This is a genomic window from Bacillus sp. JJ1773 (assembly GCF_036962035.1).
Taxonomy (GTDB): domain Bacteria; phylum Bacillota; class Bacilli; order Bacillales; family Cytobacillaceae; genus Cytobacillus.
Genome location: NZ_JBALNX010000026.1, coordinates 1 through 23,962 on the forward strand (window position 1 = coordinate 1; position 23,962 = coordinate 23,962).

A 23,962-nucleotide genomic window follows, 5' to 3' on the forward strand; every position below is an offset into this window, starting at 1 on the left:
TGTAAGAGTTAATATATTTATCTTATTTACACTCTCGATAGAGAAGAACTGGATTTATATCTAAATACATCAGGTTACAAAAAAATCGCCATATGATTATGGCGATTTGAAAACTATATTAAAAAAAGATTAGGCAATAAATAATAAGTAAATAGCACCGATTACAACAAACAACCCACAAAGACCAAATAATACTTTTGCTAATTTATCCACTTATATCCCCGCTCCTTAAGATAAGCCTGCCCCAATAATATAGGACAAACCAATCGAAATAACCATGGATATGAATCCAACAGCTTTATTATTTTTTTCAATTTCTTCATCAATTTTAAATTTCGGTGTAAGGAATTCGAAGATAAAATAACCAGTTAACAGTAGAAAGAAGCCGAATACTCCCCAGCTGATCATGGTGAAAAGTGAATCATTTATCATGATGGAATGTCTAAAAATATTGGCAATCCCGAATATCTTTCCCCCTGTTGCCATAGCAACCGCTATATTCCCATTTTTGATTTCATCCCAGTTCCGATATTTCGTGACCAATTCGAAAACAGCTAAGAATACGATCATACATAAAATGACAACACTATAATACCCCGCCGTTTGTACAAAATCATTTTCCCAAAATTGGTTCATTTCTTCTCTCCCAATCCGTTATTTAAATTCAACAACCGTTACACCTGATCCGCCTTCGCCTGCTTCACCGAACCGGATTTTTTTGACTGAACGATGATTTCTTAAGTATTCCTGTACACCCTGTCTAAGTGCACCAGTTCCTTTTCCATGTATGATGGAAACACGAGGATAGGCAGCTAGCAGTGCATCATCGATATATTTCTCCACTCGAAGCAGAGCATTTTCATATCGTTCCCCTCGCAGGTCTAGTTCAAGACTAACATGAAAGTCTTTTCCCTTTACAATCCCCATTGGTCTTGTTTCCACTGGTTTTGGACTTTTAATAAACTCCAAATCCTTTTCATTTACCTTCATTTTCAGAATCCCAATTTGTACTTGCCATTCTTTGTCAGATGTCTTATCAATCAGGGTTCCTTTTTGGTCAAAGCTTAAAACCTTTACTTCATCCCCGGGCTTAAATATATGCTTAGCTTTACTTGTAATTAGTTTTTTTGTCTTTTTAATTTTAGGCGCTGCCTCTTCCAGACGTTTCTTTGCTTCAATTAATTCGTGTTCTTTTATCTCTGCTGCTTTTTCGATACGCATTTTTCTTAAATCACGGATGACTTTTTCAGCTTCGGCCTTCGCTTGGTCGATAATAGCTTCGGCCTCTTCTGCCGCTTTTTCATGTAAAGTATCTTTTTGCTCAAAAAATTCGATCATTTGCTTTTGCAAATCTTTATGAAGCATTTCAGCACTTCTTAAAAGGTCACTTGCTTCTTCCTTGTCTGCTTCAGCCTGTTTTCTGCTCTCCTCTAACGAAGCGATCATATTCTCAACCTGATTGCTGTCTGCACTTATATAGGAACGGGCTGTGTCAATCACATCTTCTTGGAGGCCAAGCCTCTTGGAAATTTCAAATGCATTGCTTCGGCCGGGAACCCCTAACAGCAGCTTATATGTCGGGCTAAGTGTATCAATATCAAATTCTACACTCGCATTGATGACTCCTTCCCGATTATAACCATATGCTTTTAATTCAGGATAATGAGTCGTTGCAATGACCCTTGCTCCTCGTTTATATACATAATCTAATATGGAAATAGCAAGAGCGGCCCCCTCTTGAGGGTCTGTTCCTGCACCTAATTCATCAAAGAGAACAAGACTGTTAAAGTCTACCCTATTTAGAATGTCAACAATATTCACCATATGAGAGGAGAAGGTACTAAGACTTTGTTCGATAGATTGTTCATCGCCAATATCTGCATACACAGCATCAAAGACAGCAATTTCAGATCCATCTAAGGCTGGGATTTGCAGTCCGGCTTGGGCCATTAGCGTACATAAGCCAACTGTTTTTAATGTGACGGTTTTCCCTCCGGTATTTGGACCTGTTATAACGATGGTCGAAAAGTCTTTTCCTAATGAAATGTCATTCGCTACTACAACGTCCGCAGGAATAAGCGGATGACGCGCCTTAAATAAAGATATTCTCCCCTCATAATTTACCTTAGGCTTTGATGCTTTCATCCGGTTGCTGTAACGCGCTTTAGCAAACATAAAATCTATTTCGGTTAGAACATCAACAATTGCTTCTAGCTCCGAACTATTTTCTGCTACCTTGCTTGAAAGTTCTATTAAAATCCTTTCAATTTCCTGCTGCTCTTTCACACGAATTCCCTGAAGCTCATTATTTAATTGGACAATCGATTGAGGTTCGATAAATAATGTTTGACCTGAAGAGCTTTGGTCATGGATAATTCCGCCATAATGCCCTTTGTACTCCTGTTTGACTGGAATAACAAAGCGATCATTACGAATCGTAATAATGGCGTCAGAAAGCATCTTCTGCGCATTTGACGAACGGATCATGCTTTCCAGTCTTTCTCTAACCCGGGATTCTTTCGTACGCAATTGATTTCGAAGAGACCGAAGCGTATCACTCGCACTATCCAATACTTCTCCGTTGTCATCTATTGCATTTTTGATCGTTGTTTCCAAATCAGCTAAGACGATAATACGAAGAACATAGCTGCTTAATATAGGTAAATTCTCATTTTCATCTACAAACTCTTCAATAAATCTTTTAATTTGTCTGCTTGCATGAACAGTGCTTGCTACTTGTGTTAATTCATGCGGGCTTAGCATCCCGCCAATGAGTGACCTTTTGACATGCGGCCGTATATTATATATTCCGCCTAGCGGGACGTTGCCTTTAATTCGAAGCACCTTTACAGCTTCATCTGTTTCTTCCTGCCACTGCTGAACTTCTTCAAAATCGACAGATGGCATTAAATGTTCTGCTTTTCTTCTTCCTAACTCAGATGATACATGCTCGAGTAATTGTTCCTTTACTTTATTAAACTCCAGCACTTTAAAAATTCTTTCCTGCATGAGGATGTGACCTCCTATTCGAAATGCAAAAGGACAGCTGAAGCTAACAAGTTCTGCTAGCCTCCTATCTATCCTTATTGTTTATAAATTCCAGCAGCTCTCCAATATCCATGGCGTTAAGGACACTGCTTTTCTTAATCCAGCCTTTTTTTGCTGTCGATACACCGATAGACATATGAGTCAATGTGTCCATCTTATGGGCATCTGTATTAATCACTATTTTCACACCAGCGTCTTGGGCCTTGCGAATATACTGAGGGGCAAGGTCTAGCCTGTTCGGATTTGCATTTAATTCTAAGAAAGTATTCGTTTCTTTTGCGAGTTCAATCAATAGATCTATATCTACTTCATAGCCATCCCTTTGGCCAATTTTTCTGCCAGTTGGGTGAGCGATGATGTCAACATGGGGATTCTTCAAGGCTGTTTTTAACCGTTCCATTATTTTTGCTTTCGGCTGGGAAAAGGACGAATGAATAGACGCGATGACGATATCCATTTCCGCAAGTAGTTCATCATCATAATCTAATGTTCCGTCAGGTAAAATATCCATTTCAACACCAGATAAAATAGTTATATCATCGTAGCGTTCATTTAGCCGTTTAATCTCTTCTTTTTGCTTTCTTAAGCGTTCAGAAGTTAATCCATTTGCAACCTTTAAATATTGAGAGTGATCCGTTATGGCAACATATTTATAGCCTCGTGCACGGCAGGCCTCAACCATTTCTTCAATCGTATGGGCACCATCACTCCAAGTCGTGTGCATATGGAGATCACCATTTATATCGGAAAGAGTGATTAAATCCAATTCAGTAGAGTATTCATCTACTTCCTTTCCGTCCTCCCTGATTTCGGGTGGAAAATAAGGGAGCCCGAAATGTGCATAAAACTCCCTTTCAGTTGTAAAAGTGGCAACTTCGCCGGTTTCAATATTTTCTACTCCATATTCACTAATCTTTTCCCCGCGTTCTTTAGCAAGCTGACGCATTCTTACATTATGTTCCTTGGAGCCAGTAAAATGATGAAGCGTAGTTGCAAATTCCTCAGGCATGACTAGACGAAAATCAACGGATATATCATAGCTATGTTCTAGAATGACTGAAACCTTTGTATCCCCAGCCGCAATCGTCTCCTTAATCAGTGGAAGGGCTAATAGTTTTTCTTTTACGACCTCTGGTTTAGTCGTTGCAATGATAAAATCTAAATCCTTAATAGTTTCTCTCATTCTTCTTAAGCTGCCCGCTCGTGAAAAATTCTCAACCTCATCTATGTCATTTAAAACAGATTCGATGGAGTCTGCAATCGGAAGCATATAAGCGAGTGGCAGCCGTTCCGGTCTGCCTCCCACTTGACTTAATGCAGCAAGAATCTTTTCTTCTGATTTTTCCCCAAATCCGGCAAGTTCCCGTACTTGTTTATTTCGGCAAGCCGTTTCCAAGTCAGCTGCATTTTCTATCCCTAGCTCCTTATGCAGCTTCGCAATTTTTTTACCTCCGAGACTAGGCAATTGAAGCAGCGGAATTAATCCTTTTGGCACTTCTTCCTTCAGTTCATTCAAAACAGTTGAATGTCCTAACTCTATATACTCCTCAATGACCGCAGAAGTTCCCTTTCCAATCCCAGAAATTTTCGTAAAATCTTCTATTTCGGTCAAACTCTGATCATTTGCCTCTAATGCAGCAGCCGCTTTACGGAAAGCAGCTATTTTAAAAGGGTTTTCTCCCTTGAGCTCCATATAAATCGCAATCGTTTCTAAGAGCCGAATAGCATCTTTTTTATTAATTCCCATATTGAACACCTACTTTTTTGAAAAACTTGTATTGTGAATATTGTTTCCTATAAATATCAGTTTTTATCTGCTTAAAAAGAAAACTTCTCTGCTTTAGAGAAGTTAAGAAGCTATGTATTCAATCCACATCTCCTTTATAGCCTGAGAAAATATCGGAGTATTTTTTACAATTCCTTTTGCCATAAAGGATTCATTTATGGCATTTTGAATGGAATCTACTGGTACTAATGCTGCTATGTATAATAGAATAAACATGATAAGATATATTTCTATAAAACCTAATATTCCGCCTGCCCAAACATTTAATTGCTTTAGAACCGGCAGGTGTGCAACAAAATCAAGCATACTTCCTATCATTTGCAGGACAATTTTTACCGCAAAAAAAATCACGACAAAGGCAATGGCGCGATAGTAAGCATCTTCAAGATTGACTTGATCAAATAGCATTCGCATTGTTGAATTGCTTTGGAGATTTGGGTAAGGAACCCATAAGGTTAATTTAGGGGCCAGCTTTTCAAAATACATATGAGCAACAATAAATGCGATAATAAAGCCGACTAAATGGATCAATTGCAGAATAAAGCCCCTCTTTAAGCCAACGAAAAAACCTATTATTAATATAATGAGTATGGCAAGATCTAGCATGACTTATTCAGTCCTTTTCTCTTTTAATTCAATTTCAAGCCTTTCTAGACGATCCTTCAGCTTGATATAATCATTAACGGCATTGACAGCCGTTAAAACGGCTAATTTACTGCTGTCAAGATAAGGATTCTTGGAACTGATTTCACGCATTTTATCATCAACCATTGAGGCAACAAGCCGAACATGGCTATGACTCTCAGTACCGATAATAATATATTGCTGTCCATATATATCTACACTCGTACGGTTTTTTTGTACATCTGACAATCGTCATGCCTCCATTCCGTTAGAATCCTAATCCATATCATAACATGAAACATAAAAACGTGGGAAGTAGAAGCGTGTCAAAAAAACACAGAATATGTAAACGCCTATAGGAAAGGGGCAAAATGTATGAGCAATATTGTTCTTGTTAAAGCTTTAAATGAAATTGCTGAGATGAAAATATATTACGATCGCTTTCTATCAGATAAAAATCCGCCTGGGAGTATCTTTGCCGCGAAAACGCCATCCTGTGCCATTACCGCTTATAAATCCGGAAAAGTATTATTTCAAGGAAGCGGCAGCGAAGAAGAATCTTCGAAATGGGGCAAACCCGCCAAACCTTCTAGTTCTGCCAAAAAGGAAAGCTACCAGTTAAATCACTTGCCAAAAAATATTAGCTCTCTTTCTGTTATTGGCTCAGATGAAGTTGGGACAGGAGATTATTTTGGACCTATTACCGTAGTGGCAGCTTATGTGAATAGGGATCAAATTCCCTTGCTGAAGGAATTAGGCGTGAAGGATTCGAAAGACTTAAATGATGAAAAGATTGTGAGCATTGCCAAGGAAATTAAAGATATTGTCCCTTTTAGTCTATTAACATTACACAATGAAAAATATAATAAACTGCAGCAATCAGGCATGTCACAGGGCAAAATGAAAGCTTTGCTTCATAATCAAGCAATCGGGCATCTCCTAAAAAAAATTGCTCCAAACGTTCCCGAAGCGATTTTAATTGACCAGTTTGCTAAAGAGGAAGTGTATTATTCATACTTAAAAAAGGAGTCAGTCGTCCAAACGGAAAATGTGTATTTTAGTACGAAAGCGGAGGGCATTCACCTAGCAGTAGCAGCTGCATCGATTCTCGCAAGATATGCGTTCATCAAGCACTTTGACAATTTGAGCAAAGCCGCTGGATTTAAGATTACAAAAGGGGCTGGGGCAAAGGTTGATGAGGCAGCTGCGAGGCTTATTCATGAAAAAGGGCTTGAATGCCTGCCAGCCTTCGTAAAGCTTCATTTTGCTAATACAGAAAAGGCGAAGCGATTAGTAGCATCGAAGTACCGAAAATAAAAACAGGGGATGCCACAAATGGCATCCCCTAGTTGTTTATCCTCTTAATACAGCTCCAGCTTTATCCTTCACTGCCTGTAATACTTTATCATGGGCTTTCACAACATCTTCATCCGTTAACGTACGTTCAGGATCAAAATATTTAAGCGAGAAGGCAATAGATTTCTTACCTTCCTCCATTCGGTCGCCCTCGTATAAATCAAATACTTGAACTTCCTTCAATAATGCTCCGCCTGCTTCCTTAATAATACTTTCTAATTCTCCAGCAGCTGCAGCTTTATCGACAACGAGCGCGATATCACGTGTGATAGATGGATAGCGCGGGATGGCTTGGTAATGTAAAGGCGCTGTCTCTGCTTCTAAAATAGCCTTTAAGCTTAGCTCAAAAACATAAGTCTCTTTTAAATCGTATTCTTTTTCTACTGTTGGATGCGTTTGGCCTACAAAACCAGCTACTTCGCCATTCAAGATGATGTCTGCTGTTCTGCCTGGGTGCAATCCATCTCTTACAGCTTGACGATACTCAATTACATTTTCTAGACCGATACTAGCAAATAAGCCTTCAAGAATTCCTTTTACAACAAAGAAATCAACTGGCTTCTTTTCTCCTTGCCATAGATGGCTTTGCCACAAACCTGTTATTGCACCAGCAAGATGTTCTCGTTCTTCTGGCAATACATCCTTGCCTTCTGAAAGGAATACATCTCCGATCTCATAAACAGCAAGATGTTCATTTTGTCGTGCAGCATTGTGTTTTAAGACATTCAGGAGCTGTGGAATGATGCTTAGTCGAAGTGTGCTATGCTCCTCACTCATCGGCATCGCCAAACGAATGGGCTCCCGCGTTTCTAATGCATATTGCATTGCTTTCGATCCGCTTGTCAATGAATAAGTGATCGCTTGGTATAGGCCTGCTCCCTCAAGGTATCTGCGGACGATTCTGCGCTTATTTTGATAGGCTGTTAAATGGCCCGGTGTTGATGAACCAAATGGAAGAGTTGATCCAAGATTATCATAGCCAAATAGTCTAGCTACTTCTTCAATTAAATCCTCTTCAATGGTGATATCACCACGGCGGGTAGGAACTGTTACGATAATAGAATCTCCGTCCACACTTGTTTCAAATTGAAGACGGGCAAAAATATCCTCAATGTCTTTCATTTCTAATGATGTTCCCAGTACACGATTGATTTTATCTAATGTAACAGAAACGATGGCCGGTTCAACCTTTAATGTATTAGCTTCCACAGAACCTGCTAACACTTCTCCGCCAGCATATTTTTCGAGCAGATGTGCAGCCCTTACTGCTGCTGCTCTTACTCTGTTTGGATCAACGCCTTTTTCGAAACGCGCGCTTGCTTCGCTTCGTAAACCGTGATCTTTAGATGCTTTTCTGACTGTTGCGCCTTTAAAAAATGCAGATTCAAGAAGAACCGTTTTTGTATCGAATTGTACCTCAGAGTCCAAGCCTCCCATAACACCCGCAAGGGCAACTGGCTCTTTGCCATTTGTGATAAGTAGGTGGTCTGAAGTTAATTCTCTTTTTGCTTCATCTAGTGTTTGGATGATTTCTCCATCCTTCGCACGGCGAACGAGAATTTGCTTTGACCCAAAACGGTCATAGTCGAAAGCATGAAGCGGCTGGCCATATTCAAGCAAAATATAGTTTGTAATATCAACAACATTATTATGCGGACGAATGCCTGATGCCATCAATCTTCCTTGCATCCATAGAGGAGATGGCTTGATTTGTACATTTTTAATGACTTTTGCAATATATAACGGGTTATCTTCAGGTGCCTCCACATCAACTCGAATATAATCAGAAGCATTTTCTGATAACTCAGCATGATCTGTTTCAGGAAGCTTCACTTCTCTTCCTAAAATCGCTGCCACTTCATAGGCAACTCCAAGTAAACTTAAGCAATCAGAACGATTCGGAGTTAAGCCAAGCTCTAACACTTGGTCATCTCGATGTAATTGTTCAATTGCATCTGTTCCAACCTCGGCCCCTTGATGGAATACATAAATGCCCTCTGAATATTCCTTTGCCACAAGCTTGCTTTCAATCCCAAGCTCCTGAAGGGAACAGATCATTCCATTTGATTCCTCTCCGCGCAGCTTTGCCTTTTTAATTTTGAAATTGCCTGGTAGAACAGCACCAACTGTTGCGACTGCAACCTTTTGCCCTTTATCAACATTAGATGCGCCACAAATGATTTGTACAGGCTCTTCACCACCAATATCGACTAAGCATTTATTTAATTTATCAGCATTCGGATGCTGCTCTCTTTCAAGAACATGCCCAATGACAACACCGCGAATCCCTTCATTTAGAACCTCTATGCCTTCAACCTCTATACCGCTTTTCGTAATTCTTTCTGCAAGCTCTGCTGGGGTCACACCTGATAAATCAACATAATCCTGCAGCCATTTATATGAAACAAACATGTTATATCCTCCTGTATCTCATTTTTCTAGCCCTTTTAGCAGCTGTAAACTATTCATTAATAGCGAATTGTTTTAAGAAACGCACATCATTTGTATAGAAATGGCGAATATCATCGATGCCGTATTTCAGCATAGCAATCCGCTCCACTCCCATTCCGAATGCAAATCCAGAGTATTTCTTTGAATCAAAGCCTGACATTTCAAGTACATTCGGATGGACCATACCAGCTCCTAATATTTCAATCCAGCCGGTTTTTTTGCAAATGTTACAGCCCTTCCCACCACATTTAAAGCAGGATACATCCACCTCTACTGAAGGCTCAGTGAACGGGAAGAAACTTGGGCGTAAGCGGATTTCTCTGTCTTCTCCAAATAACTTCTTCGCGAACAATTCTAAAGTTCCCTTTAAATCACTCATGCGAATGTTTTCATCGACAACTAGACCTTCAATTTGCATAAACTGATGGGAATGTGTAGCATCGTCATTATCACGTCGGAACACTTTTCCTGGACAAATAATTTTCACAGGACCTTTCCCTTTGTGCTTTTCCATTGTTCTCACTTGTACAGGGGATGTTTGGGTACGTAGAAGAATGTCTTCTGTAATATAGAAGGAATCCTGCATATCACGAGCTGGGTGATCCTTTGGCAAGTTTAGCGCTTCGAAATTATAATAATCACTTTCTACCTCGGGTCCTTCAGCAATTGTATAACCCATCCCAATAAATAAGTCTTCAATTTCCTCTACGATGCTTGTAAGAGGGTGATGATTTCCCGTTTTCACTGGACGGCCTGGCAAGGTAACATCAATTTTTTCACCCGCCAGTTTTTCTTGAACAGCTGTCTCTTCTAAATGTATTTGCTTCTCTTCAATTCCTGCTGCAATAGCATCACGTACTTCATTCGCTAGTGCCCCCATGACTGGGCGTTCTTCGGCAGATAATTTCCCCATGCCTTTCAATACTTCTGTAATGGGTCCTTTTTTTCCCAAATAGGATACTCGAATATCATTTAGCTCTTTTAAATCAGACACTTGACTGATTTTGTCCAACGCTTCGCTTTGCAGTTCTTTTAAACGCTCTTGCATCTAAAAAATCCTCCTTTAAATCTGTTTTTTTCCAAAATAAAAAACCTCTATCCCATAAAGGGACGAGGTTTTGGATTCGCGGTACCACCCTTTTTAACACAAAAAGCATGTATCGATCGCTTTATGTATTCGCTTCATTCGGATAACGGCAATAAGCCGGAACATCTTTACATTGAAAAGTGGAAGCGGCTTAGTCAGCCGTAACTTTATAATGGTCCCGATGCCAACTCAGGAGGTGAAATTTCTCTTGCTTTCCCTCTGAAAATGCTCTCAGTCTAGGCATTCTCTCCCTGAAAAGTTCCCTGCAAGCTACTTTTCTCCATCATTGTTTTATAACAATATAATTTTCCTGTTATTATAGTATATTCTTCACATAGTTTCAAACGGTTTTCTGAAAAAAAGCGCCCAATTACTAATTTCTTAAGTAATAAAGCAAAATCCCTGTTGCAATAGCTACATTTAATGATTCACTTTTTCCGTAAATCGGGATGTATAGATTGTCGGTTGTTTCTGCTAAAATTGACTTTCGTACGCCGCTTCCTTCATTGCCGACTATTAAGGCAAATCTCCCCTTAGTTTCAATTTCTGTATACTCTTTTGCATTTTCTAATGCCGTGCCGTACACAGGGATGTTTTCCTTCGTAAGCTTACTAATCCAGTCAGAAAGATTTCCTCTAACTATCGGGAGGTGAAAATGACTGCCTTGTGCGGAGCGGAGTACTTTCGGATTATAGCTATCTACACTACCATCCCCAATGATTACAGCATCCACGCCCGCAGCATCCGCTGTTCGAATCATCGTGCCTAAATTCCCTGGGTCTTGAACCGCATCAATTAGCAAATATTTGTTTCCATTAACTTGATCGGCGTTAAACTCGGGCTGACGGCAAATGGCGATTACCCCTTGAGGTGTTTCCGTATCAGATAAACTTTGAATAATGTCATTCGTTACTAACGTTACTGGAATTTCTCCATAATTCCATGAAGGCGGCAATCCCGTATTTTCACTGACCACAATTTCTTCAATACGCCCGTTTAATAATGCTTCTTCAACGAGATGAAAGCCTTCGACTAAAAAGGTTCCCGTTTTGTCTCTTTCCTTTTTCGTTAAAAGCTTTTTCCATTGCTTTACTTGAGGGTTATTCGCAGAGTGAATATACTTCACACTCTCACTCTCCTTTATTTTTTGCTCCAATTTTCTTATTATAGCCCAAATAAAATACATAATAAATCCAAAAAATGAAATGATAATAACGATTCAATTATACGGAAGGAGTGCTGTCAATGAACTTAAACTTAAGAAACGCAATTATACACAATGTTTCAGGTAATTCACAAGACGAATTAAAGGATACAATTGTTGATGCTATCCAAAACGGAGAGGAAAAAATGCTCCCTGGATTAGGAGTATTATTCGAAGTGATTTGGAAGAACTCCTCTGATCAAGATAAACAGGAGATGCTTCAAACATTGGAGAATGGATTGAAATAAATAGTATAAGCGAAAAAAGATGACCTAGTTGGCTCATCTTTTTTCTTTGTAATTATTGAAACGTAATCTTTTCAACCGTTTCTCTATCAAGGCGTTTAATGACCTCGGCAATTAACTTTACAGCATTTTCATAGTCATCACGATGAAGCATGGCTGCATGCGAATGAATGTAGCGGGTAGCGATCGTAATGGATAATGCAGGTACTCCATTATGTGTTAAGTGAATAGCACCTGAATCTGTTCCACCGCCTGGCACAGCATCAAACTGATATGGAATATTCAATTCATCAGCTGTATCTGTTACTAAATCACGCAAGCCTTTGTGAGAAACCATGGACGCATCATAAAGAATGATTTGAGGGCCTTTACCCATTTTGCTTAATGCTTCTTTTTCTGTGATGCCAGGAGTATCTCCAGCGATTCCTACATCCACCCCGAAAGCAATATCCGGTTCAATTTTTTGTGCGGATGTACGGGCACCACGAAGTCCAACCTCTTCCTGAACTGTTCCTACTCCATAAACAATGTTTGGATGATCAGCATCTTTAAGTGATTTTAGAACATCAATGGCAATCGCACAGCCAATACGGTTATCCCATGCTTTTGCAAGAAGCATCTTTTCATTATTCATCACTGTAAATTCAAAATATGGAACGACCATATCACCAGGTTTCACGCCCCACTCCTTCGCTTCTTCCTTGCTAGAAGCACCGATATCAATAAACATATCTTTAATGTCTACTGGCTTTTTCCTTGCTTCTGGAGAAAGAATGTGCGGAGGCTTTGAACCGATGACTCCAGTTACATCCCCTTTGTTTGTCACAATCGTTACCCGCTGAGCAAGCATGACTTGTGACCACCAGCCGCCAACGGTCTGAAAACGAAGAAATCCTTTATCATCAATATTTGTAACCATAAAACCTACTTCGTCTAAATGGCCGGCAACCATTATTTTCGGGCCGTCCTCTTTCCCGACTTTTTTGGCAATTAAACTGCCAAGTCCATCAGTTGTCACTTCATCGGCATATTCACTTATGTATTTCTTCATGACTTCGCGAGGTTCACGCTCATTGCCAGGAATCCCTTTTGCATCAGTTAAATCCTTTAGCATCGTTAACGTTGCATCTAATTTCGTCATTATTTCGACTCCCTTAATATGTATTCGGTTTTATTATACTAAAATTTTCTAATAACAAAAAGAAAATACCCATTTAGTACCCTTGTCGTTGTCTTTCATAATTAACTTCATTTTTATCAATATATGCTTTCTCGATTTCCTTTGCATTAAAGCCCAGAAGCTCTCCTAATTGTATGTAGGCTTGAACAAGTTCTTTATAATCCTCTAATGCCTTGCTGTTTTTGAACATACTTACTAACTCAAACACATGCAAAAACTGATCACTTATAGAAGTTTTTGCTTCTTTCTGTCCTAAATATTCACTTTCCTGTGAAAAACCGCACTCTATTCCAAGTGAAAGAATAAAATGAACACCATCCACAAATTCTTCTAAAACAGTTTCCCTAGGGGATGAGGGTTTTAAACTCCAAAACTTGAAGCACCTCGTTTCATTCGCAAGTTCTCCTAATTCTACAAGTAATGCCAACACTTTACGATCAATTAAATTTTCATTCTGCAGCTGATGCTTTGTTTCAATATGTTCATCCAGTCCTTTTTGCATAGTAAATAATTTTTGATAATTCATTTTACACCATCCTAATTTTAGGTCTACTTATAAATAATTATAAAAAAATTATAACAAAAGTATAGAAAGTTGAAACTTTTTTGTTGGGTTATTCGTAATGAAAGGAAAATACAATTGGAGGGGCTTCTTATGATGTGGCTAATACGCTTCCTGCTATTTGCTATTATAATTTTTCTCATATATAGCGTGTTCAAATATTTATTAAATCCGAAACGGAAGCTCGAACTGGCCCATGAGCAGAAACGGTATTATTTCTTAGATGATTCTAACAATGTGCGTAAAAACTTTTTGATTACTTATAAAGGAGTTTTGTTTGAAGGGGAAAAATACTTAGGGACAACTGAAAACGCTTTTGAGGTCATCTCTATCTTTATTTGGCCTAGAAACCTTGCCTCACTGAAAGGAATGGTTCGAGAAGATTTACAATTTATCGAAAGAAAAGTATACGAAAATTACCCGAATGCAAAAATCGACTGGAAAAGTCCCATCAAAGAGTTTATGGAAAAAAGTAAGACACCCGAAACACCATTCAATGAACACAGTTAAAAACGTTCGAAAAATCCCGAACGTTTTTTCTTTATGCAGCTTTAAAAAATTCCCTCCACTTAATCACAGTTACTTTTTCCCTTAATATGAAAACAAGGACCCCAAGGGAGAGTAAGATGATGAGAATCATTGATGGAGTAAACCTACTTATAAATTCTCCAAACACCGTGTAGAAAATGGCTAAAGGCAGATTTGTTATCCATGAATTCTTAAGATAATCCTGAAAGCTTTTGTTTCGCTCAATTAGGCAAAAATTCAGTAAATGATAATGAATAAAGGGGATAAGCCTTAATACAGCTATTTGACCTACACTTAGATTCCGATACTCCCCAAACCATCGTTTTTTTAAGTTTGATAGTTTAGCATGTGTTTTCGGCATACGGCTAATAAGAAAATAGAAAAGAATACTGCTTAGCATTAAACCAATTAACGAGTATAAACTGCCAAAAAAACTGCCAAATAATATTCCTCCTGTTAGACATACGAGAGGAACAGGAATAAAGAAAAATTGTCTTAAAATATGAAATAATATAAAGGCAATGGGGGCTAAAATTCCGGCTGTTTCAATCATCACAAATAGCAATGATAATTGATCATTCATCTTCACTCACCCTCTTAATGCTTAAAATCCTTGCTGTCTTCTTTTACAGCTTATTGAGGGATTCCGACAGTTATGACAAAAGATTAAATGCAAATAGGAGGAGACCTATTTCAAGGAGAGATAGTACCGGCAAACCGTATTTAAACTGGAAATGCTTTGTTTTGTGACGGAAGGTTTTCATCCCTAGCGTCATGCCAGTAGCACCGAAAAAAATGGCTACAAGCCATAATGTATTTTCGCTTATTCGGTATTGATGGTTTTTTGCTTTATTCTTATCGATTTTCATCAAGTAAAAACCCGCTATATTAATAATGATAAACAAAGTAATAAATATCTTTAGCATGATTTATACCTCCAAAATAGAAAAGCCATCCTCTAATCGAGAATGGCAGATATATTACTTGCTTAAGTTTTGCTTAGCTACAGATGCTAATTCAGCGAATGCTTTTTCGTCAGCGATTGCTAATTCAGCAAGCATTTTGCGGTTTACTTCGATGCCAGCAAGCTTTAAACCGTGCATTAAACGGCTGTAAGAAAGACCGTTCATGCGAGCTGCTGCGTTAATACGAGTAACCCATAGTTTGCGGAAATCGCGCTTTTTGTTGCGACGATCACGGTAAGCATACATTAAAGATTTCATTACTTGTTGGTTAGCAACTTTATATAATGTATGTTTTGAACCGAAATAACCTTTAGCTAATTTAAGAACTTTTTTACGACGTTTGCGAGTAACTGTACCGCCTTTTACACGTGGCATATGATTTCCCTCCTAATATCGGATATTACTTAAGATTTACTAATAAGAAACGGATGCGTTTGTAATCGCCTGAAGAAACAAGAGTTCCTTTGCGAAGCTTACGCTTTTGTTTTTGAGATTTATTAGCGAACAAGTGGCTTGTGTAAGCGTGGTGACGCTTAAGTTTTCCAGATCCTGTTCTTTTGAAACGCTTAGCAGCGCCGCGGTGAGTTTTCATTTTTGGCATTTGGAATTCCTCCTCTTACTTTTCGTTTTTAGGTGCTAGCATCATGAACATACTGCGGCCATCCATTTTCGGATGTGATTCTACAGTAGCTACTTCTGTGCAAGCCTCAGCAAAGCGAACTAATACACGATGACCAATTTCCTTATGGGTAATGGCACGTCCTTTAAATCGAATCGATGCTTTAACTTTATCGCCTTTTTCAAGGAATTTAATTGCATTGCGAAGCTTTGTATTAAAATCATGCTCATCAATTGTTGGGCTTAGACGAACTTCTTTAACACTGATAATCTTTTGATTTTTGCGAGCTTCTTTATCTTTCTTCTGCTGCTCGAACTTGAACTTTCCATAGTCCATGATACGGGCTACAGGAGGTTTTGCATTCGGTGCAACAAGAACAACATCAAGATTAACTCGTGCAGCAATTTCAAGTGCTTCGATTTTTGACTTGATTCCTAATTGCTCGCCGTTTTGGTCAATAAGACGAACTTCACGGGCGCGAATGCCCTCGTTTAACAACATATCTTTGCTAATAGTTAGACACCTCCAAGGTTAATATGCGAACACAACATTTGGGTCAAGAAGGCATTAGAGCCTATTGCACCGGACGAAAGCTACATTCGCAAGAATACATAACATATCTGTTCCAAAGAGACGCAGATCTGTTTAAATCCAATAAAAAAAGTGTGGATGACAACACCCACACTTTACGTACAAAATTTAAACAACAATGTTTACGTAAAACCTGCCAACTGCTCTTTGCGTCAATCAGGTGAGAAGCGGGTGCTTCTTCTTTTCCTCAAACTGTATTCAATTTACCTTAGCAACTATATCACAAAAGATGTTTTCATGTCAAACGTTCATTTCTGTTGCAACGAAGAAAATTGTAACAAATGTATCGGAATCATGCAATACATTTTTGAGATTTTCCAATAAATGAGCAGAGTTTCTCAAACTTTAGAGCTCTAGAAAGTCGCTGATATATTCGGAAAGTTGTCGATATATCTCAATTATCTTTTAACTTCTTCCTTCAATCCCGCAATAAAATCTGCAAATGGAACTGTTTCAGATTTCTGCTCTCCATATTTACGAACATTGACCGCCTTTTCGGCTACCTCATTATCGCCGACTACAAGCATATATGGAGTTTTTTGCATTTGAGCTTCGCGAATTTTGTAGCCAATTTTCTCGTTTCGGTCATCAAGCTCCACACGGAAGCCTTCAGCTTTAAGTTGTTCAAGCACTTCCTTTGCATAGTCGTAGTGAACATCTGGCGAAACAGGAATGACTTGAACTTGAACAGGTGCAAGCCATGTTGGGAATGCCCCTTTATACTCTTCAATTAAGAAGGCTACAAAGCGTTCCATTGTTGAAACAACACCACGGTGAATAACGACTGGACGATGATGTTTGCCATCTTCCCCGATATAAGTTAGATCAAAGCGCTCAGGCAATAAGAAGTCTAACTGTACTGTTGATAAAGTCTCTTCCTTGCCTAAAGCAGTTTTTACTTGTACATCCAGTTTTGGACCGTAAAAAGCAGCTTCTCCTTCAGCCTCGAAATAGTCGAGCCCAATTTCATCCATAGCCTCTTTCAGCATGGCTTGTGCTTTTTCCCACATTTGGTCATCATCGAAATACTTCTCTTTATCTTGCGGATCACGATAAGATAAGCGGAAAGAATAATCCTCGATGCCAAAGTCTTTATACACGTCAAGTACAAGCCGAACAACACGAATAAATTCTTCTTTAATTTGGTCAGGACGGACAAAGATATGAGCGTCATTTAATGTCATTCCACGTACACGCTGAAGACCAGACAATGCTCCAGACATTTCATAGCGATGCATCGTTCCAAGTTCTGCAATCCGAATTGGAAGCTCACGGTAGCTGTGAATGCCATTTTTATAAATCATCATGTGGTGCGGACAGTTCATCGGACGAAGAACGAGCTGCTCATTGTCCATTTCCATGACAGGGAACATATCCTCTTGGTAATGGTCCCAGTGACCAGACGTTTTGTATAGCTCTACACTTCCCATAACTGGTGTATACACATGGTCATAGCCTAAACGTACTTCCTTATCAACAATATAGCGCTCAACGATACGGCGAATTGTTGCTCCTTTTGGAAGCCATAGCGGCAGGCCTTGTCCTACTTTTTGTGAGTTTGTAAATAAATTTAACTCTTTCCCGATCTTACGGTGATCACGTTCTTTTGCTTCCTCAAGCAGGCGCAAATGCTCTGCTAAATCTTCCTTCTTAAAGAAAGCTGTTCCATATATGCGCTGCAGCATTTTATTATCGCTGTTTCCGCGCCAGTAAGCACCGGCAATGCTTAGTAGCTTTAATTCCTTCAGCTTGCCAGTAGATGGCACGTGAACACCGCGGCAAAGGTCAACAAACTCTCCTTGCTCATAAAGTGTCACTGTCTCATCCGCTGGGATTGCTTCGATCAGCTCCAATTTATATTCATCATCAATTTCCTTGAACAATTTAACAGCTTCATCACGGCTAACTTCCTTGCGAATGATATCAATGTTTTCATTGATGATCTTTTTCATTTCTTTTTCAATAAGCGGCAGATCTTCTGGAGTCAAGGATTGCTCAAGATCAATATCATAGTAGAACCCGCCTTCGATGACAGGACCTACACCGAGCTTAACATTTTTATATAGGCGCTTAATCGCTTGTGCCATTAAGTGTGCTGAACTGTGGCGAAGTACTTCCAATGCATCGCTGCTGTCTTGAGTAACGATTTCGACCGCTCCATCTTCTTCAATTGGACGGCGCAGGTCGTACATTTCGCCATTGAATTTACCTGCTATCGCCTTCTTCTTAAGTCCAGGACTTATAGAAGCAGCGATATCTTCTGTTGTCGTCCCTTTAGGAAACTCCTTTACAGCCCCATCGGGAAACGATACTTTAATTAAATCTGACATAGCAAATCCTCCTATTTGGATAAAAATAAAAAAACTCGTCCCTAAAAAAGGGACGAGTTGTAATTAACACGTGGTTCCACCCTACTTCTCATTTCACAAAAATATGTGTCAAATGACTTGTAGCAATTTAACGGCTTGTGACCGTCAGCCCATTTCCGAGCTGAAGTTCAAAGGTGGTAAGCATTCTATTCGTGTTAGGAAGGTTCCAGCCTTGCCTTCCCTCTCTTTAAACCGTAAAAGAATACCCTTGTCCTTATCAAAACTTATATTTATTAAGAATTGATGCACTTCATATTATGTACGTTATTATAGTTTGTTATTTCAGGAAAATCAAGGGCATCTTTATATTTTTTCATCAGCTGTATACGTTAGCATACTTTTATTTTTATAAAATTTACTAGTTGAGCTTATCACGAGTCTTTCTTCAAAAATATTTTGGATTGTTCTGACGAGTGCCTGCTCCTTATACTCGGTATAAAGATAAATAATGGCCGGTGCAATGGAAAGCAATGGGGCAATCGTAACTGAATCCACATAAACAGGGTGATTAATCAGAAGCCTTCTATCAATCATATGTGCTAAATCCGCCCGTTTCATTTCATCATAGTTTTCATTAAAAAAATGAATGCCATCATCAATTAGTAAATGAATGTGGTCGAACTTCGCTTCTCTACCTGTTAAAAAATCCCTTAAAGTTTGAATAAACATTTGGTACTCTTGCTCCATTTTATATTCATCTATTGAAATTTCTACATATTTGGCCATTTGGTCCATTATTGGACGCAATCTAAATTTCACAAAGGAATCGAAGGAAAAGTTAATATTCTCATGGAAGATTTCATTAATCGTATTTTTAATATTCCCCTCCATATCTACATCACTCAGGAAAGTGGTAAGGTCCTTTCTATTTCCTTCTAGGATGGAATGAATAATCTCAAGAATTTGCTGCTGTTCCTCCTCATCCTGATAATAATAATGTTCAGCTATAATTCTGCGAAACCAATTATCTTGTTTACTAGTAATAATAAACTTATAGAAAACTTCTTTTATCATTTCTAAATCCTTTTTCATTTGTGGCTCGATATGGATTCGAACTATATGGTGATCTTCAATTTGAAGAATATTTTTATTGGAAAGTGCGGAAGAAGCTAAATAATATTGTAAATATCTAAAAAGATTTTTAGCATCCTCGGTCTTCTGGAAAGTGATTTCGATCAACCAAATCCCCCCTTTATATAGTATTCTGTTTTAAATGTATATGGGGAATTTGGACAAAATAGAAGTGCTGATAAGAATTCATATGTATGTTGAGGATAATAAAGTGAAACTTCAATCAGTGGGGGTTTTCCTTCATCCCCCACTGATTGTTAGTTGAACCAATCGGGCCTTTACGGACTGTTGATCCCCCACTTAGAATTTTTTTATTTTACTCAACTTCTTGAAGTGGGGATCTTACAGCCCGTTAATCTGCGATAAATTCATCTCTAAAAAAACAGAGCCATCCTGAGAATAGGACAGCTCTAAATAATTTTATTAACTCTTTCCAGTGAAAACCAATAGGTATACCGTTTATTCAGGCTTTAACATCTAAACTCTGCGGTTCCGTCCTTCCACGGCAACTGGTTCCGCTAAATATCTGATCCTCTCCATTATGCGCCGGGCTTTCATTTTCTCTTCTTCTCCTCGCTGGCTGTAGGATAAATGATGTTCCAGTCCTTGAAAATCAAAATTAGAAGTAAAAAAAGTCGGCAGGCTTTCGAGCATTCGAAATTGTAGGATGGGTCCCATGACCTCATCTCTCGTCCAGCTAGACATCGTTTCTGCACCAATGTCATCAAACATTAAAACAGGCACTTTTTTGATAGTCTCAACCTTTTCATTAAGAGTAGAATCAGCAATTGAGCTTTTTAGTTCCCTTAAAAGTTCAGGGACATACACAATCATGGACGAAACTTCTTTTTTAGCCAATTCATTAGCAATAACACCTAGTAAATATGATTTTCCAACTCCAAATTTCCCATAAAAGTATAATCCCTTCTGTCTGGAGCCTGGTTTATAATTCATTATAAACGAAGCAGCCTTCTGAACAGCATCAATTCTTTCATCATCCTCATAAATGGAATCAAAGGAAGCCTCAAGGATATCCCTTGGAACATGCAAGCTTTGAATTAATTTTTCATTTTTGCGTTTCTCATCGTCCATAACCTTTCGAGGACATTTGTCGTAATGTAATGCAATGCTGCCTCTTTCTATAACAAGCTTTGGATGATAGCCCTTCATGAAATTCACACATCCATCTAAGCTTGGACATCGATTACATTCCTTGCTTTGATTACAATATTCATAAAGCTTCACCATGCTTATTTCAATCATTTTCTCGGTTAATTCATCTTGATGGCTTTTGAGAAAGGCCTTCACGTCTGGATTATTTAATGTTTCCCTGCGCTGCATTTCATATCTTTTTTGAAAATCCTCTCTGCCAGCCAATCGTTTTAATGTGTCATTAATTCTTTCCATTAGTCAGCCTCTTTTCCTGAACGTAACTTCTTTATTGTTTCTTGAAGTTCTCTCTTTTTCAGTTCAAGATCTTCATCCTGTTGTTTATTGATTGATTCTTGTGCAGGGGTACCTGTTTCGTCAAACCAGTCAGGAAGCATTTCCGTTCGAATCGGTTTCTTTTTTCCTGCATAATTAGCTGGTTTCTTATTCCCGTCTCCCCATTCCATATATTGCCTATGTTCATTTTTGGCTAAATCAATAGCTGCTTTTGCCGTTTTTATTTTCTTTCTTGCCCAGTGGCTCGCTATTTTTTCTACATAGCCTTTCGTTAATTTCATATCTGTCTTCAGCATGACATATTGAATCAGTACATTTACAACCCCCGGAGGCAGCTTTTGATTAAACATAACACCTTCAATAATTTGCAGATCCCCTTTTGAAGGCTCTGCCCCTCCAGAAAGATCCTTTAGCACTTGCCTAGGTGAAGTAATCTCTAAAGCACGAAGCAATTCCTCTTCCTTCGTTTCGGGCTCCTTTATTTGCGTCCGCTGTGCCATTGGCTGTGTTCGATCAACTAATGATGGAAGCTGATCATGATGTTGAAATTGGTACCAATCACGAGCAGACTTCCTCAACTCTTCTATGTTTATTTCATTATCTTCTGTAATGGCGCTGATGACAATATTTTTCATTTGGATCGCATCTATTCCATATAAAAAAGCAAGATTGCTGACCGCATTTTTTACTTTTTTTGTGAAAGCCTCTTTCGGAATCAGGGACTCATTTAGTCCAGCTTCAAGAAGCCTAAAATTAAATGTATCATGAATGATTTGTATACGGTCCTGTTCATCTCTTCTGATAAAACTTTTCCCTTCTGAAGCTTGCATCATCTCTTCGGCTTCTGAATCATAAGAAATAGAGTCCATATGACTTGTCATAAAAATATCCTGAAATGATTTGGTAACTTCAAAGTAATTCCCCTTAGAATCCACCTTATCTTCTGAAAAAAACCGCTTTAATCTCGAATATTGATTTTTACCAATTTTTTTGTACAAATATATATTTAGCATTCCATCTAAAAAAAATTGTTCCGGTGTTAAAGGCGGGATCAATTCGTAAATAAATGATCTGGCATCTTCATCTTTTTTTTCATAAACCTTCATAAGCCCAATACCTTCAAGCTTTATACGGGCTTTGTAAATCTCATTTAAGCCTAAATCCATAAAATTCATCAGGCTGTGATGTGAATTAGAGCTGGACCATAATCGATTTTCTTCCAACTCCGACCATAATGTCATGTATAAACTAAAACAAGTAGATCCGATTAAGGGCTGATACAAAAAAGTTAGCACTTTTCGGTCATAAGCATGCAAAAGCCCGCTAGCAGCTACCACATATCGATCAATCGGAACCAATTCCTGCCAATGCTGAACCATTTTATCAACCTTTCAATTCAATAATAATCATTTACCAAAAAAGAGCTAAAGATTTCTTTAGCTCAAAGAACGTGCCCCTTTTATTCCTTTTCTTTCTTAATCAATTCTTTCAATTCATCAATAAAGACATTGATATCTTTAAACTGCCGATAAACCGATGCAAATCTTACGTAGGCGACATCATCGATTTTAGCCAGCCTGTCCATTACCATTTCACCAACAGCTTCACTTTGAATTTCAGAGACACCATTACTGCGGAGTTCCTTCTCGACACTGGAAGTAATTTCTTCCAGCTCTTTCAGGGCAACAGGACGTTTCTCACAAGCTTTAATAAGACCCCGTAATATTTTATCACGGCTGAATTCTTCCCTTGTTCCCTCTTTTTTGACGACAATAAGAGGAATTTCCTCAACCTTCTCAAAGGTTGTGAAACGATATCCGCAGGCTTCGCATTCTCGTCTGCGCCGAATGGAACGGTAGTCATCAACAGGACGAGAATCAAGTACACGTGTATTGTTATTTTGACATGAAGGACATTTCATACAATCAGCTCCGGATTCTTTTCATTCAAAATGCTCGGGTACTATTATTGTACTATTTTTTAGATAAAAGCCCAATAGTTAATGAGTCCGAAAATGGGCAAATTAAAAGAGGTGTATAAAATACACCTCTGAATTTTCATGCCTTTTGTTATTATAAAGCATTAGCTTGCGCTTGTTTAACTTGAACTGGACCCATCCCGCGTGGAATTTCGATATTCTCACACGTTTCTGCACCTAACGCCTCTGCAATGTAGTTTGCAGCAATGCTAGGGTCAAGATCTCCACACGTATATACATCAATGCTGGCATAACCATGCTCAGGAAAGCTGTGAATAGTTAAATGCGATTCAGAGATGATAACAACTCCGCTCACACCCTGTGGTGCAAACTTATGAAATGCCACCTCTCGGATTTCAGCACCCGATTTTAATGCTGCATCTACAAAAGTACGCTCAATAAAATCCATATCATTTAACTTTTCAAAATCGCATCCCCAAAGTTCTGAGATTACGTGACGACCCATCGTTTCCATATTCAAATTTCCCCCTTTAACAATAATAATGACATTCTACATTTCCAGATAACTACCACGGGGGAAAGTTAGTCCAAAGAGGTCCTAACCCTTTAAGTAGCCACTATAAACAAAATAATAGAAGTTCACGATGACTAGTATACTTTGTTTAATTTCTTTTTGCAATACAGTTCTAAAAATTTGTTAAAGGGTTCTCTTTGTCCTCTTTTATAATAAGGCTCAAAAGAGGACTGTCTATCGATTTTACTAGAGATGGATATGATTGCAAAATAGAAAAGCGGAAGCGCCTCGCCCACCCCCGACAAGCACAAGACGATCCTCCCTGAAAGGTGAGCTCTACCTTTCAGGATTGGCTTATGACCTCGAGGTCGACAAAA

Annotated in this window: 24 protein-coding genes and 3 other annotated features; of the genes, 3 read left to right on the forward strand and 21 right to left on the reverse strand. The window is 38.7% G+C overall.

Features of this window, described 5'->3' with window-relative positions:
* Positions 1-228: 228 nt before the first annotated feature.
* From V7127_RS05760 to zapA, 5 genes are all read right to left on the reverse strand, one after another.
* Positions 229-636, reverse strand: coding sequence for a DUF350 domain-containing protein (locus V7127_RS05760; protein ID WP_335345234.1), 408 nt, complete (start codon positions 634-636; stop codon positions 229-231).
* Positions 637-654: 18 nt separating this feature from the next.
* Entirely contained in the window at positions 655-3,009 is a 2,355-nt protein-coding gene (locus V7127_RS05765) for an endonuclease MutS2 (RefSeq protein ID WP_335484277.1), read from the reverse strand.
* 64 nt (positions 3,010-3,073) lie between these two features.
* On the reverse strand, positions 3,074-4,795 hold the full coding sequence (gene polX, locus V7127_RS05770; protein ID WP_335484279.1) for a DNA polymerase/3'-5' exonuclease PolX: 1,722 nt from the start codon (positions 4,793-4,795) through the stop codon (positions 3,074-3,076).
* Positions 4,796-4,897: 102 nt separating this feature from the next.
* Entirely contained in the window at positions 4,898-5,440 is a 543-nt protein-coding gene (locus V7127_RS05775; RefSeq protein ID WP_335484281.1) for a CvpA family protein, read from the reverse strand.
* A 3-nt stretch (positions 5,441-5,443) separates the two neighbouring features.
* Entirely contained in the window at positions 5,444-5,707 is a 264-nt protein-coding gene (gene zapA / locus V7127_RS05780) for a cell division protein ZapA (protein ID WP_335345238.1), read from the reverse strand.
* A gap of 126 nt (positions 5,708-5,833) precedes the next feature.
* Between zapA and rnhC the strand changes: the two genes are divergently transcribed.
* Positions 5,834-6,775: a ribonuclease HIII gene (gene rnhC / locus V7127_RS05785; RefSeq protein WP_335484283.1), complete on the forward strand. Its 942-nt coding sequence runs from the start codon at positions 5,834-5,836 to the stop codon at positions 6,773-6,775.
* 36 nt (positions 6,776-6,811) lie between these two features.
* On the opposite strand, the gene pheT is transcribed toward rnhC, so the two are convergent.
* The 3 genes from pheT to V7127_RS05800 all read right to left on the reverse strand — a co-directional run bounded on the left by pheT (position 6,812) and on the right by V7127_RS05800 (position 11,478).
* Positions 6,812-9,226 (reverse strand): phenylalanine--tRNA ligase subunit beta, encoded by a 2,415-nt coding sequence (gene pheT / locus V7127_RS05790; RefSeq protein ID WP_335484285.1) that lies wholly within the window; start codon positions 9,224-9,226, stop codon positions 6,812-6,814.
* Positions 9,227-9,275: 49 nt separating this feature from the next.
* Positions 9,276-10,313, reverse strand: coding sequence for a phenylalanine--tRNA ligase subunit alpha (gene pheS / locus V7127_RS05795; protein ID WP_335484287.1), 1,038 nt, complete (start codon positions 10,311-10,313; stop codon positions 9,276-9,278).
* Positions 10,314-10,368: 55 nt separating this feature from the next.
* Positions 10,369-10,648, reverse strand: a binding site (T-box leader).
* Positions 10,649-10,725: 77 nt separating this feature from the next.
* Positions 10,726-11,478 (reverse strand): TrmH family RNA methyltransferase, encoded by a 753-nt coding sequence (locus tag V7127_RS05800; RefSeq protein WP_335484289.1) that lies wholly within the window; start codon positions 11,476-11,478, stop codon positions 10,726-10,728.
* 119 nt (positions 11,479-11,597) lie between these two features.
* Between V7127_RS05800 and sspI the strand changes: the two genes are divergently transcribed.
* Positions 11,598-11,804: a small acid-soluble spore protein SspI gene (gene sspI / locus V7127_RS05805; RefSeq protein WP_335344223.1), complete on the forward strand. Its 207-nt coding sequence runs from the start codon at positions 11,598-11,600 to the stop codon at positions 11,802-11,804.
* A gap of 52 nt (positions 11,805-11,856) precedes the next feature.
* Here the strand turns inward: sspI and V7127_RS05810 are convergent, their stop codons facing one another.
* Both V7127_RS05810 and V7127_RS05815 read right to left on the reverse strand, forming a co-directional pair.
* Positions 11,857-12,942: a M42 family metallopeptidase gene (locus tag V7127_RS05810; RefSeq protein WP_335344224.1), complete on the reverse strand. Its 1,086-nt coding sequence runs from the start codon at positions 12,940-12,942 to the stop codon at positions 11,857-11,859.
* A gap of 73 nt (positions 12,943-13,015) precedes the next feature.
* Entirely contained in the window at positions 13,016-13,507 is a 492-nt protein-coding gene (locus tag V7127_RS05815; protein WP_335344225.1) for a dUTP diphosphatase, read from the reverse strand.
* Positions 13,508-13,636: 129 nt separating this feature from the next.
* Between V7127_RS05815 and V7127_RS05820 the strand changes: the two genes are divergently transcribed.
* A complete protein-coding gene (locus V7127_RS05820) occupies positions 13,637-14,053 on the forward strand; it encodes a sigma-w pathway protein ysdB (RefSeq protein ID WP_335344226.1) in 417 nt (138 codons plus the stop codon).
* 31 nt (positions 14,054-14,084) lie between these two features.
* On the opposite strand, the gene V7127_RS05825 is transcribed toward V7127_RS05820, so the two are convergent.
* From V7127_RS05825 to speD, 11 genes are all read right to left on the reverse strand, one after another.
* Positions 14,085-14,654, reverse strand: a complete 570-nt coding sequence (locus tag V7127_RS05825) for a TVP38/TMEM64 family protein (RefSeq protein WP_335344227.1) — start codon at positions 14,652-14,654, stop codon at positions 14,085-14,087.
* Between the two features lie 70 nt (positions 14,655-14,724).
* Positions 14,725-14,997, reverse strand: a complete 273-nt coding sequence (locus V7127_RS05830; RefSeq protein ID WP_335344228.1) for a DUF1294 domain-containing protein — start codon at positions 14,995-14,997, stop codon at positions 14,725-14,727.
* Between the two features lie 54 nt (positions 14,998-15,051).
* Positions 15,052-15,411: a 50S ribosomal protein L20 gene (gene rplT / locus V7127_RS05835; RefSeq protein ID WP_335344229.1), complete on the reverse strand. Its 360-nt coding sequence runs from the start codon at positions 15,409-15,411 to the stop codon at positions 15,052-15,054.
* 25 nt (positions 15,412-15,436) lie between these two features.
* Positions 15,437-15,637, reverse strand: a complete 201-nt coding sequence (gene rpmI / locus V7127_RS05840) for a 50S ribosomal protein L35 (protein WP_066292584.1) — start codon at positions 15,635-15,637, stop codon at positions 15,437-15,439.
* Between the two features lie 15 nt (positions 15,638-15,652).
* Positions 15,653-16,156, reverse strand: coding sequence for a translation initiation factor IF-3 (infC, locus tag V7127_RS05845; RefSeq protein ID WP_066292582.1), 504 nt, complete (start codon positions 16,154-16,156; stop codon positions 15,653-15,655).
* Positions 16,157-16,306: 150 nt separating this feature from the next.
* Positions 16,307-16,435, reverse strand: a sequence feature (ribosomal protein L20 leader region).
* Positions 16,436-16,644: 209 nt separating this feature from the next.
* The gene (gene thrS / locus V7127_RS05850; protein WP_335344231.1) at positions 16,645-18,576 is read right to left on the reverse strand and encodes a threonine--tRNA ligase; all 1,932 of its coding nucleotides are present in this window, start codon (positions 18,574-18,576) and stop codon (positions 16,645-16,647) included.
* A gap of 45 nt (positions 18,577-18,621) precedes the next feature.
* Positions 18,622-18,845 (reverse strand) — a binding site (T-box leader).
* Between the two features lie 73 nt (positions 18,846-18,918).
* Positions 18,919-19,794: a putative sporulation protein YtxC gene (gene ytxC / locus V7127_RS05855; RefSeq protein ID WP_335484293.1), complete on the reverse strand. Its 876-nt coding sequence runs from the start codon at positions 19,792-19,794 to the stop codon at positions 18,919-18,921.
* Between the two features lie 369 nt (positions 19,795-20,163).
* Positions 20,164-21,093: a primosomal protein DnaI gene (gene dnaI, locus V7127_RS05860; protein WP_335484295.1), complete on the reverse strand. Its 930-nt coding sequence runs from the start codon at positions 21,091-21,093 to the stop codon at positions 20,164-20,166.
* Positions 21,093-22,511: a replication initiation and membrane attachment family protein gene (locus V7127_RS05865; RefSeq protein WP_335484297.1), complete on the reverse strand. Its 1,419-nt coding sequence runs from the start codon at positions 22,509-22,511 to the stop codon at positions 21,093-21,095. The genes dnaI and V7127_RS05865 overlap by 1 nt, the downstream gene beginning before the upstream one ends.
* Before the next feature lie 80 nt (positions 22,512-22,591).
* Complete coding sequence (nrdR, locus tag V7127_RS05870; RefSeq protein ID WP_066292568.1) at positions 22,592-23,053, reverse strand: transcriptional regulator NrdR; 462 nt, start codon at positions 23,051-23,053, stop codon at positions 22,592-22,594.
* Positions 23,054-23,204: 151 nt separating this feature from the next.
* Positions 23,205-23,585, reverse strand: a complete 381-nt coding sequence (gene speD / locus V7127_RS05875) for an adenosylmethionine decarboxylase (RefSeq protein WP_066292566.1) — start codon at positions 23,583-23,585, stop codon at positions 23,205-23,207.
* Positions 23,586-23,962 lie beyond the last annotated feature (377 nt).

Bases quoted from the DNA above. Each gene is read 5' to 3' on its own strand.
- nrdR (WP_066292568.1), bottom strand. From the start codon at position 23,053: ATGAAATGTCCTTCATGTCAAAATAACAATACACGTGTACTTGATTCT.
- V7127_RS05830 (WP_335344228.1), bottom strand. From the start codon at position 14,997: ATGCTAAAGATATTTATTACTTTGTTTATCATTATTAATATAGCGGGT.
- sspI (WP_335344223.1), top strand. From the start codon at position 11,598: ATGAACTTAAACTTAAGAAACGCAATTATACACAATGTTTCAGGTAAT.
- rpmI (WP_066292584.1), bottom strand. From the start codon at position 15,637: ATGCCAAAAATGAAAACTCACCGCGGCGCTGCTAAGCGTTTCAAAAGA.
- polX (WP_335484279.1), bottom strand. From the start codon at position 4,795: ATGGGAATTAATAAAAAAGATGCTATTCGGCTCTTAGAAACGATTGCG.
- rplT (WP_335344229.1), bottom strand. From the start codon at position 15,411: ATGCCACGTGTAAAAGGCGGTACAGTTACTCGCAAACGTCGTAAAAAA.
- speD (WP_066292566.1), bottom strand. From the start codon at position 23,585: ATGGAAACGATGGGTCGTCACGTAATCTCAGAACTTTGGGGATGCGAT.
- dnaI (WP_335484295.1), bottom strand. From the start codon at position 21,093: ATGGAAAGAATTAATGACACATTAAAACGATTGGCTGGCAGAGAGGAT.
- V7127_RS05825 (WP_335344227.1), bottom strand. From the start codon at position 14,654: ATGAATGATCAATTATCATTGCTATTTGTGATGATTGAAACAGCCGGA.
- thrS (WP_335344231.1), bottom strand. From the start codon at position 18,576: ATGTCAGATTTAATTAAAGTATCGTTTCCCGATGGGGCTGTAAAGGAG.
- V7127_RS05820 (WP_335344226.1), top strand. From the start codon at position 13,637: ATGATGTGGCTAATACGCTTCCTGCTATTTGCTATTATAATTTTTCTC.
- V7127_RS05775 (WP_335484281.1), bottom strand. From the start codon at position 5,440: ATGCTAGATCTTGCCATACTCATTATATTAATAATAGGTTTTTTCGTT.
- rnhC (WP_335484283.1), top strand. From the start codon at position 5,834: ATGAGCAATATTGTTCTTGTTAAAGCTTTAAATGAAATTGCTGAGATG.
- infC (WP_066292582.1), bottom strand. From the start codon at position 16,156: ATGTTGTTAAACGAGGGCATTCGCGCCCGTGAAGTTCGTCTTATTGAC.
- V7127_RS05760 (WP_335345234.1), bottom strand. From the start codon at position 636: ATGAACCAATTTTGGGAAAATGATTTTGTACAAACGGCGGGGTATTAT.
- V7127_RS05765 (WP_335484277.1), bottom strand. From the start codon at position 3,009: ATGCAGGAAAGAATTTTTAAAGTGCTGGAGTTTAATAAAGTAAAGGAA.
- V7127_RS05865 (WP_335484297.1), bottom strand. From the start codon at position 22,511: ATGGTTCAGCATTGGCAGGAATTGGTTCCGATTGATCGATATGTGGTA.
- pheS (WP_335484287.1), bottom strand. From the start codon at position 10,313: ATGCAAGAGCGTTTAAAAGAACTGCAAAGCGAAGCGTTGGACAAAATC.
- V7127_RS05815 (WP_335344225.1), bottom strand. From the start codon at position 13,507: ATGAATTATCAAAAATTATTTACTATGCAAAAAGGACTGGATGAACAT.
- pheT (WP_335484285.1), bottom strand. From the start codon at position 9,226: ATGTTTGTTTCATATAAATGGCTGCAGGATTATGTTGATTTATCAGGT.
- V7127_RS05810 (WP_335344224.1), bottom strand. From the start codon at position 12,942: ATGACGAAATTAGATGCAACGTTAACGATGCTAAAGGATTTAACTGAT.